At 52.4% G+C, this 9,868-nt stretch carries 9 protein-coding genes and 1 pseudogene; 6 read left to right on the plus strand and 4 right to left on the minus strand.

Annotated features, from left to right (window positions below; translation table 11 throughout):
* Positions 1–284 precede the first annotated feature (284 nt).
* Positions 285–1,838 (minus strand): L-lactate permease, encoded by a 1,554-nt coding sequence (locus ACVCAM_RS25415; RefSeq protein ID WP_044348657.1) that lies wholly within the window; start codon positions 1,836–1,838, stop codon positions 285–287.
* 386 nt (positions 1,839–2,224) lie between these two features.
* On the opposite strand from ACVCAM_RS25415, the gene dld reads away from it, so the two are divergent.
* The 4 genes from dld (at position 2,225) to ACVCAM_RS25435 (ending at position 6,890) form a co-directional block, all read left to right on the plus strand.
* Positions 2,225–3,970 (plus strand): D-lactate dehydrogenase, encoded by a 1,746-nt coding sequence (dld, locus tag ACVCAM_RS25420; RefSeq protein ID WP_023157191.1) that lies wholly within the window; start codon positions 2,225–2,227, stop codon positions 3,968–3,970.
* A 74-nt stretch (positions 3,971–4,044) separates the two neighbouring features.
* The gene (locus ACVCAM_RS25425; protein ID WP_001102107.1) at positions 4,045–4,764 is read left to right on the plus strand and encodes a (Fe-S)-binding protein; all 720 of its coding nucleotides are present in this window, start codon (positions 4,045–4,047) and stop codon (positions 4,762–4,764) included.
* 10 nt (positions 4,765–4,774) lie between these two features.
* A complete protein-coding gene (locus ACVCAM_RS25430; protein ID WP_447093728.1) occupies positions 4,775–6,202 on the plus strand; it encodes a LutB/LldF family L-lactate oxidation iron-sulfur protein in 1,428 nt (475 codons plus the stop codon).
* Positions 6,195–6,890 (plus strand): LutC/YkgG family protein, encoded by a 696-nt coding sequence (locus ACVCAM_RS25435; protein ID WP_000370412.1) that lies wholly within the window; start codon positions 6,195–6,197, stop codon positions 6,888–6,890. Before ACVCAM_RS25430 ends, ACVCAM_RS25435 begins: the two co-directional genes overlap by 8 nt.
* A gap of 49 nt (positions 6,891–6,939) precedes the next feature.
* On the opposite strand, the pseudogene ACVCAM_RS25440 reads toward ACVCAM_RS25435, so the two are convergent.
* Positions 6,940–7,320, minus strand: a pseudogene (locus ACVCAM_RS25440) (GntT/GntP/DsdX family permease); the annotation flags it as partial.
* 210 nt (positions 7,321–7,530) lie between these two features.
* Between ACVCAM_RS25440 and ACVCAM_RS25445 the strand changes: the two are divergent.
* Both ACVCAM_RS25445 and ACVCAM_RS25450 read left to right on the plus strand, forming a co-directional pair.
* Positions 7,531–7,842, plus strand: coding sequence for a type II toxin-antitoxin system HigB family toxin (locus ACVCAM_RS25445; RefSeq protein ID WP_000558568.1), 312 nt, complete (start codon positions 7,531–7,533; stop codon positions 7,840–7,842).
* On the plus strand, positions 7,839–8,258 hold the full coding sequence (locus ACVCAM_RS25450) for a helix-turn-helix domain-containing protein (protein WP_000990392.1): 420 nt from the start codon (positions 7,839–7,841) through the stop codon (positions 8,256–8,258). Before ACVCAM_RS25445 ends, ACVCAM_RS25450 begins: the two co-directional genes overlap by 4 nt.
* Positions 8,259–8,294: 36 nt before the next feature.
* Here ACVCAM_RS25450 and ACVCAM_RS25455 read toward each other — a convergent pair whose 3' ends face one another.
* Both ACVCAM_RS25455 and ACVCAM_RS25460 read right to left on the minus strand, forming a co-directional pair.
* Positions 8,295–9,497 (minus strand): hypothetical protein, encoded by a 1,203-nt coding sequence (locus ACVCAM_RS25455; protein WP_003031541.1) that lies wholly within the window; start codon positions 9,495–9,497, stop codon positions 8,295–8,297.
* On the minus strand, positions 9,490–9,868 hold a 379-nt coding region (locus ACVCAM_RS25460; protein WP_447093729.1), incomplete at its 5' end, for a hypothetical protein. The genes ACVCAM_RS25460 and ACVCAM_RS25455, both read right to left, overlap by 8 nt.

The raw sequence follows: 9,868 nt of genomic DNA on the forward strand, positions 1-9,868 counted from the left end.
GAAATGTAGGCCTGATAAGCGAAGCGCCATCAGGAATAAGTGCCAGGTATTACACGCGGAAGTAGCGTGGTGGAATCAACGCGGAAAAGGCGTCGAACTTCTTCACCATCTTTTTCCAGAACAACATAACAACAATCCTCGATTTGAAACATCGGCGCTATTTTAGTCAGCGCCGACAAATCGTAAAGCCTGTCGCCTTGTTCCGTTTCTGGGGTGGTATAAACCTTTTTGGTCACTGTGTCGTCAAATACGATTGCCGCGAATTTGACGGGGTTGACAATGGCTTACGCCATAAACCAGTAATAAAAGAGACCGACTTTCAGGCCAAGGATCACAATGTAGGCACAGCAGTATTTCATGGTGCCAGACATGATCTGATTGGCCTGACCGTCCATTTTGGTGGCAGAAACCGCGATGGCGATGCTTTGCGGCGAAATCATTTTGCCCCCCGTAGCGCCAGAGGTATTGGCCGCCGCCAGCCAGTTGGGATCGATATGTAACTTGCTGGCAGCTATGGTTTGCAGCTTGCCAAACAGAATGTTCGAGTTGGTATCGCTGCCGGTAACGAACGTGCCCAGCGCGCCAATCACCGGGGCGAGGAAGACGTACGAGCTGCCGGTCAGATCGACAATCGACTGCGCCAGTGTGGAGATAATCCCGCTGAGATCCATCACCGTGGCCAGCGCGACGATCGCCATAATTGCCACGATAGAGTTTTTAAGCTGGAAAATCGTTTTGATAAATACTTCCAGCATCCCGCGTGCGGACGCTCCCTGAATAAAACCGCCGATAATGGTCGCAAAGATAATCAGCATCCCTGGTGTGGTCACCCATTCAACTTTCAGTGCCATCGTTTTGCCGTCAGCCAACGTGAAATGCAGCACCGAAGCCAGTTGGGACGCCGCGCCTTTTATTGTCGGGAACAGCGGCGAACACAGCAGGATAAACACAAAAATAAACAGATAGATAGAGCCCACGCGGAACAACACTTTTGCCGAGCGCGGCGTGGTTTCGCGGGTATGGCTGACCTCAATGCGCCACTCTGGATCGGTTTTCCCTTTGCGCAGGCGACTGACCATCGCCACGGCAAACAGGCTGACCAGGCTACCGGCAAAAGCGGGTAATTCCGCGCCAAGATGGATGGCGACAAAATATTGCGGAATCAGCGTGGAAATGCCGCAAATCAACGTGATCAGAAATACGCCGCGAATGGCTTTCAGGCCACCGCCAATAATGCAGACAATCACAAACGGCAGCAGGATATTAAACAACGCGAGCTGCAAAATAATGGTTCCGCCTAAGGTATAAACCGGCAGATTAACCTGTTCAGCCAGAATAGAAACCGGGATCCCGACCGCGCCGAATGCGGTAGGAACTGTATTTGCCACGAGAGAGGCAATCGCCGCCTTCAACGGGTTGAATCCCAGCGCAATGAGAATGCCGATCGGAATAGCGACCGCCGTGCCATAGCCCGCTGCGGCTTCAAGAAATCCACCAAAACACCATGAAATCAGCAGCACCTGAATACGCTTATCTTCGCTAATGCTGGCGAGAATATCGCGCAAAATATCCAGCGCTTTGGTCGCCTGCATGACGTTATAACTGAAAATAGCGCCGAGGATCACAATCACGATCGGCCATAGTCCCTTCAGTGCGCCATACCCTATCGCGGCTTTCAGATTTTGTATGGGCATTTCCCAGAATATTGCCGATAGTGCAGCGGTGAATACCAAAGAGATCAGTACGGAATAATGGATGGGCATTTTTAATTTCAGTATTAAAAATACCATCAGCAGCAAAGGAGAGAGTGCCAGAGCAAACATTAAATATTCGTGCATTACAATTCCCGATTTACTTTTTTAGACTGAACTATATTTAGGGGAAAGGAAGCTACCTGAATAATAAAATAAAAAATGCTAACTGAATCGCTTCAGTGAAATAAAGTTATAAAGGTTAATAATTGTATAAATAATGTTATTTTTTATTAAATATGAATAACCACTAAATATTACAACACCCATTAGAGTTAATCATTAATAGGTATGGGATGATCTTTGCAATAAATGAAATAAGTGTTTTGGCATCCCCTCAAAGGGCGAGGTATGAATTATATGGCGGTGGTAATTTCATTAAAAAATGTGAGCGGTACCGAAAGAAATAAAATGGGGTATTGCATGTGGATATTGATTGAGGGAATATTCTGTTTTGTCGTACAAATGAACCTATGGCCATTTTCACTGGCCCTGATATAAGGAGCGGAGAGCCGCCCTCCATGAAACATACTGATAATAAGACCTTTTTGACAACTCTTACCCAATTGGTTGGCCCTGCTCATATCCTCACCGAACCGTCAAAAACTGCGCGTTACCGTAAGGGTTTTCGCTCGGGTCAGGGTGATGCTCTGGCGGTGGTTATCCCCGGCTCTTTGCTTGAACTCTGGAAAGTCCTTAGCGCCTGCGTTGAGGCCGATAAAATAATCCTGATGCAGGCGTCGAACACTGGCCTGACTGAGGGTTCGACGCCCAATGGTAATGATTACGACCGCGAGATCGTCATTATCAGCACGCTGCGGCTGGACAGTCTGCATGTGCTGGATGAGGGTAAGCAGGTGCTGGCTTATCCGGGCACCACGCTGTATTCGCTGGAAAAGGCGCTGAAGCCGTTTGGCCGTGAGCCGCATTCGGTGATTGGCTCTTCGTGCATCGGCGCGTCGGTTATCGGCGGTATCTGTAATAACTCCGGCGGTTCTCTGGTCCAGCGTGGCCCGGCTTATACCGAGATGTCGCTGTTTGCCCGTATTGATGAACAGGGACGCTTGCAGCTGGTCAATCACCTCGGCATTGAGCTAGGTCAGACGCCAGAGCAAATCCTTGCCCGGCTGGATAACAATGCGATTGAAGCCGTGCTCGTCAACCATGACGGGCGTCACGCGCACGATCACGACTATGTTAGCCGCGTGCGGGACATCAATGCCGACACGCCAGCACGTTACAACGCTGACCCGGATCGCCTGTTTGAATCCTCTGGCTGTGCGGGCAAGTTAGCGGTGTTTGCCGTACGTCTGGATACCTTTGAAGCCGAGAAGAACCAGCAGGTCTTTTATATCGGTACCAATCAGACTGATGTCCTGACTGAGATTCGCCGCCACATCCTGGCGAATTTTACAAACCTGCCGGTTGCTGGGGAGTATATGCACCGCGATATCTATGATATTGCAGAGAAATACAGCAAAGATACCTTCCTGATGATCGACAAACTTGGCACGGACAAAATGCCGTTCTTCTTCAACCTGAAGGGGCGTACCGAGGCCATACTTGAGAAGGTGAAGATCTTTCGCCCGCACTTTACCGACCGCGCGATGCAGGCTTTTAGCCATCTGTTCCCGAGCCATCTCCCGGCGCGGATGAAGACCTGGCGCGATAACTATGAACACCATCTGATGTTGAAAATGTCCGGTGAGGGTGTGGCCGAAGCCCAGGCATGGTTAACGGACTATTTTAAATCGGCCGAGGGCGCGTTCTTTACCTGTACCGCGGAAGAGGGCAGTAAGGCGTTTCTGCATCGTTTTGCCGCCGCGGGTGCTGCCATTCGTTATCAGGCCGTTCATTCTGACGAGGTTGAGGATATTCTCGCGCTGGATATTGCATTACGCCGCAATGATACCGAATGGTATGAGCATTTACCGGCGGAAATTGACAGTCAGTTGGTGCATAAACTCTATTACGGCCATTTTATGTGCCATGTATTCCATCAGGATTATATCGTTAAAAAAGGCGTAGATGCCCACGCGTTAAAAGAACAGATGCTGGAATTACTGCGCCAACGCGGAGCGCAATATCCGGCGGAACACAATGTCGGCCATCTGTATAAAGCGCCGGAAAATTTGGCACGTTTTTATCAGGAAAATGATCCGACCAACACTATGAACCCAGGTATTGGTAAAACCAGCAAACATAAAAACTGGGCATGAAATACGACTGAACTTTTGCTTGATATCGCGATATCAAGCGCAATAAACAGAAATGAAGCAATGGAGTAGTTATTGTGAATGTAAATTTCTTTGTTACCTGTATTGGTGACGCACTGAAATCACGGATGGCACGAGACTCCGTATTGCTGCTGGAAAAACTGGGTTGTCGCGTTAATTTCCCCGAGAAGCAAGGGTGTTGCGGTCAGCCAGCCATCAACAGCGGTTATATCAAAGAGGCGATCCCCGGGATGAAAAACCTGATCGCCGCGCTGGAAGACAACGACGATCCGATTATCTCCCCGGCGGGCTCCTGTACCTACGCGGTTAAAAGCTACCCGACGTATCTGGCCGATGAACCAGAATGGGCGCTACGTGCTGAGAAAGTTTCCGCGCGTATGCAGGATCTCACCTCCTTTATCGTCAACAAACTGGGCGTGGTGGACGTTGGCGCCAGCCTGCAGGGGCGCGCTGTGTATCATCCTTCCTGTAGCCTGACCCGCAAACTGGGGGTGAAGGAAGAGCCGCTCACGCTGCTGAAAAACGTACGCGGACTGGAGCTGCTGACGTTTGCCGATCAGGACACCTGCTGCGGCTTTGGCGGAACGTTCTCGGTCAAGATGGCCGAAATATCCGGTGAGATGGTGAAAGAGAAAGTCTTACATCTGATGGATGCAAAGCCGGAATATTTGATTGGCGCAGACGTCAGCTGCCTGCTGAACATTGGCGGCCGACTGCAACGGGAAGGCCAGCCGGTTAAAGTGATGCATATTGCTGAAGTGCTGATGAGCCGCTGAGGGGAAAGAGATGTCGATAAAAACCAGCGATGTAGAATTTAAACTGCGCATTCGTCAGCAGATAGAAGATCCGATCATGCGCAAAGCCGTGGCTAATGCGCAGGAGCGTATCGGCGCAAATCGGCAAAAAATGGTCGATGAGTTAGGCCACTGGGAAGACTGGCGCGATCGTGCCAGCCAGATCCGCGATCACGTTCTGAGCAACCTCGACGCTTACCTGTATCAACTCTCCGAGAAAGTGACGGAAAACGGCGGGCACGTCTATTTCGCCAAAACCAAAGAAGATGCCACTCGCTACATTTTGCAGGTTGCGCAAAGTAAAAATGCGCAGAAGGTGGTGAAGTCCAAGTCGATGGTGACCGAAGAGATCGGCGTCAACCATGTGCTGCAGGATGCCGGAATCCAGGTGATCGAAACCGATCTCGGGGAATATATCCTGCAACTGGATCAGGATCCGCCTTCGCACGTCGTGGTCCCGGCTATTCATAAAGATCGCTATCAGATCCGCCGCGTGCTGAACGAACGTCTGGGGTATGACGGCCCGGAAACCCCGGAAGCCATGACCTTGTTCATTCGTCAGAAGATCCGTGAGGATTTCCTCAGTGCCGAAATCGGTATTACCGGCTGTAACTTTGCCGTGGCGGAAACCGGCTCGGTGTGTCTGGTAACCAACGAAGGCAACGCGCGCATGTGCACCACGCTGCCGAAAACGCACATTGCGGTGATGGGCATGGAGCGTATCGCGCCGACCTTTGCCGAGGTGGATGTGCTGATCACCATGCTGGCGCGCAGCGCCGTGGGTGCACGTCTGACGGGCTACAACACCTGGCTGACCGGCCCGCGCGAGGCGGATAACGTTGACGGACCGGAAGAGTTCCATCTGGTGATTGTCGATAACGGTCGCTCGCAGGTGCTGGGCTCAGAGTTTCGCGATGTGCTGCGCTGCATCCGCTGCGGAGCCTGTATGAACACCTGTCCGGCGTACCGCCACATCGGCGGACACGGCTATGGCTCTATCTATCCTGGACCTATCGGCGCGGTGGTTTCTCCGCTGCTCGGCGGCTATAAAGATTTTAAGGATCTGCCGTACGCCTGTTCTTTATGCACGGCCTGTGACAGCGTCTGCCCGGTGCGCATTCCGTTGTCAAAACTGATCCTGCGTCATCGCCGGGTGATGGCCGAGGAGGGCATTACGCCGAAAGCCGAGCGACGGGCGATCAGGATGTTCGCTTATGCCAATAGCCATCCGGGGCTGTGGAAAGTCGGGATGATGGCGGGCGCGCATGCGGCGAGCTGGTTTATCAATGGCGGCAAAACCCCGCTCAAGGTTGGCGCGATTGGTGACTGGATGGAGGCGCGCGATCTGCCTGATGCTGACGGCGAGAGCTTCCGCAGCTGGTTTAAGAAACATCAGGCGCAGGAGAAAAAGAATGGATAACCGTACCGCGTTTTTAAACACCATCGCCCAGGCGCTGGGTCGCCCGCTGCGTTTCGAACCGCAAGCAGATGCCGCGCCGGTTAACAACTATGCCAACGAGCGCCTGACCGAACTTAGCCCGCAGCAGCGCTGCGATGCGTTTATCCAGTTTGCCAGCGAAGTGATGCTGGCCCGCTGCGAACTGACCAGCGAGGACCAGGCCGCAGACGCGGCGCTGCGCCTGTGCGAAGAATTGGGTCAGCAGCCGGTGGTGCTGAGCGGCGACAGCCGGCTGGTGGAGCTGGGTATCACCGAACGCTTGCAGCAGGAATGCAACGCCGTGGTTTGGGACCCAGCGCGAGGTAGCGAAAATATTACCCAGGCAGAACAGGCGAAAGTCGGCGTGGTGTATGCTGAATATGGCCTGACGGAGTCCGGCGGCGTGGTGCTGTTTTCCGCACCGGAGCGCGGGCGTTCCCTGAGCCTGTTGCCGGAGTCCTCGATTTTCGTGCTGCGTAAAAGCTCCATTCTGCCGCGCGTGGCGCAGCTGGCAGAAAAACTGCATCAGAAAGCACAGGCCGGTGAGCGTATGCCATCGTGCATTAATATCATCAGTGGACCCAGCTCGACGGCGGATATTGAACTTATCAAGGTGGTTGGGGTACATGGCCCGGTGAAGGCGGTGTATCTGATTATTGAGGATTGTTGAGACGGGGTGGAAAACCGCTCTGGCGCTGTGGGCCAGAGCGGTATTAACGTTATGCAATCATGCTGATGATCAACACGATAATCAGGCCAACCACGGAGTTCACCAGCTCCAGCAGACCCCAGGTTTTCAGCGTATCCTTCACCGACAGGTCAAAGTAGCCTTTGAACAGCCAGAATGAAGCATCGTTAATATGGGTCAGGGTGTTGGAGCCCGCCGCCGTTGCCAGTACCAGCAACGCCGGGTCGACGCCGACCAGTTGACCGGTTGCCGGGTCGAGGATCGCTGCGCTAATAATCCCCGCCGCCGTCATGGCGGAGACCACGCCCTGACCCGTTGCCAGACGAATCAGCACGGTTATCAACCACGCCATGATGTAGGGAGAAATATTACCGTGCGACATCAGCATGCCGATGGTATCGCCGATGCCGGTAACCGGTGCGACTGTTACCGGCCTTGTGTCGTCTAACCATTCATCAAAACGGCCCATTCAGTGCCTCACTGACGGGGTTAATTTGCGTATGTGAGCACTGTATGGAGATTGTGAATTGCAGAGGCACTAATTATTTTCAGTTTCCAACTTGTCAACTCTGCGGGAGTGCGATATTATGTTTCCAAGATGGAAACACAAGGAGAGCGAAGGATGCACGTTGTATCGAGAGCACCTTTCGATACAGCCACCAGGCAATTCCCCAATCAGGCAGCGGCACTAGACGACGTATACCGGACTTTGAAGAGAGAGAACTACACTTCACCGGACGAAATGAAAAAACGATTTGCCTCGCTGGACAGAATGAAATATCGGGAGAAGTGGTGGGTGATCGATGTTGGCGGTGGGAATTTAAGGGTGATGTTTTTTGCTGATTTTGAACGTGGGAAAATCTTTATAAAGCACATAACCACACACGCCGAATACGACAAGCTGACAGATTTTTACCGGAGAACTAAAGAATGATGTACACCGATGCTATCCAGGCGGCAAACAGCCTGGTTAGCATTGTCCCCCTCCTGGGGGGCAATGCCTCTCGCAAGGACTATGAAGACGCGCTGACGCTGGTTGAATACCTGGTTGAACACGAGCCAGATCATCCGCTGGTGGACATGCTGGTTGCGAAAATTGCCCAGTATGAAGATGAGGCGGAAGAGTTCGCAGAGTTCAACGACCGTATTGCAGCGTTACCAAGTGGCGTGGCCCTGCTGCGTGTCCTGATGGACCAGCACAAACTGACTCAGAGTGATTTTGAGGAAGAGATTGGTAAGAAATCGCTGGTGAGCCGCATCCTTAACGGGACTCGCTCACTAACACTAGATCACATGAAAGCACTTGCGCGGCGCTTCAACATTCCGCCCAGCTCATTCATGGACGCGTAAAACAGCCCCCTGACCGAAAGGTTGGGGGCTTTTGTATTAACCCCTGCCTTTGTTTTTCACGTAGTCCAGGAAGCGTTTCTCGGCATCCTGACGTGATACACCAGTCATTACCATCGCATCAATAAACGCCTGGCGTTCCACCTTGAAACGGTCGGCGAGCTGCTGCAGCAGCACCTTGTTTTTATCCTGCTCGGCTTTAAGCTTTTGCTGACTTTCTTCTGCCTTTGCCCGTTGTTTTTGCGTCATTTTCCGGGCTTTTAACAGTTTGTCGCTGAGGGTGCGTAGCTTTGTACTGTCTCGCGCAATCTGATTACCCAGCGCTTTCTGGCGGCGCTGGTATTTATCCCACTCCTGACGCATCGCCCCCTGGTTAGTCTGTGAGTTACGGTTCTTGTTGAATCTTTTCCGGTCTTCCTCAGTGAAATGCTTAGTAGTACGTCGTTTGTCGTCACCGAACCCTACACGTTTAGCGGCCTGCAGCATGGCCTGACCGATCCGCAATTGCCAGCTTGCCGACTGGAGTCGGGTCATTGCGTGGATCACGTGCTTACAGGCGATCCCTTTGAGATTAGGGTTACGGATTTTGGGGAAGGCATATTCTTTTGGCGGTGCCAGGGCAAAGTTACCGGCGGTCGCGATGTAGCGATACCAGTATTGATGACGACCACAATCACAATCGAAGGATACGCGACCGGCACACAGCTTTTTCGTCACTTTTACCGCGCTAGTCTCATCCCCCAGCTCATCAATCAGTGAATCCCATTCCTCAAAGCGCACTTTTACGCGGTGATGCTGGTCTTCGGAGCGATCTGAAGCCTCCACGCTGACTGTGACGACGTTATGTTTCAATGATGAAGGCACGGCGCGCTTAATGCCGGAACCGTCGTCTACGGCGTTGTTAGCACGTTTAACGTCGATCGCCTCACTTCCGGCTATGAGCTGGGCATAGGTGATCCCGGCTATGCCTGAATTGAACGTCTGTCGAATATCCTTGCGGCGACCTTCAAATGCCTTTAGATCTTCGACGGTGAAGAACGTACCGCCTTTTTTCTTCTTGCCCAGCGAGATGATATCTTCGGCTGTTTTGTTCTTCAGTGAAAACGGCGTCAGAGTGCGGCGAGCAGCGCGGCGCTTGCTTCGCTTATCCTTCTCAATCTGGTTGAATAGGCGTTCGAACTCGCGCGCGCTTAGGCCTTCTGTCTGGTATCGCCCGTTACTGGCGCGGGGAAAATCAGCCACTGATTAACTCCACTGTTCCCGACGCATAGTCTCGCATCCGGTCACGTATCCAGGCCACCGGCGGCACGGTTAACGTTGTGCCAACCGGCATGGCTTCAGTTTCAGATTCATGCCCCACCAGCAGGCGGAATACCCAACGTAATTCTTCATTGCCGTAACAGCGAAACGCCGACAAATCAGAACGGTAAACCTCATCTGGCTTGATGGTGTAAGAGATGTTGTCGGCGCTGTAGCTGGTGGCCCGTGCAATGACTTCCTGATGAAACAATGCCAGCAGGATAGGATCGTCAATTGTGCGGTCATCCAGGCGGTTGTAACTCATAGAATGGCACTGTTGCAAATAGTCGGTGGTGATAAACTTATCATCCCCT

Source organism: Enterobacter sp. CFEC122 (assembly GCF_052983755.1).

What these genes read in the sequence shown, in the direction of transcription:
- ACVCAM_RS25415 (WP_044348657.1), bottom strand. Translation starts at nt 1,838, where the DNA reads ATGCACGAATATTTAATGTTTGCTCTGGCACTCTCTCCTTTGCTGCTG.
- dld (WP_023157191.1), top strand. Translation starts at nt 2,225, where the DNA reads ATGGCCATTTTCACTGGCCCTGATATAAGGAGCGGAGAGCCGCCCTCC.
- ACVCAM_RS25430 (WP_447093728.1), top strand. Translation starts at nt 4,775, where the DNA reads ATGTCGATAAAAACCAGCGATGTAGAATTTAAACTGCGCATTCGTCAG.
- ACVCAM_RS25435 (WP_000370412.1), top strand. Translation starts at nt 6,195, where the DNA reads ATGGATAACCGTACCGCGTTTTTAAACACCATCGCCCAGGCGCTGGGT.
- ACVCAM_RS25445 (WP_000558568.1), top strand. Translation starts at nt 7,531, where the DNA reads ATGCACGTTGTATCGAGAGCACCTTTCGATACAGCCACCAGGCAATTC.
- ACVCAM_RS25450 (WP_000990392.1), top strand. Translation starts at nt 7,839, where the DNA reads ATGATGTACACCGATGCTATCCAGGCGGCAAACAGCCTGGTTAGCATT.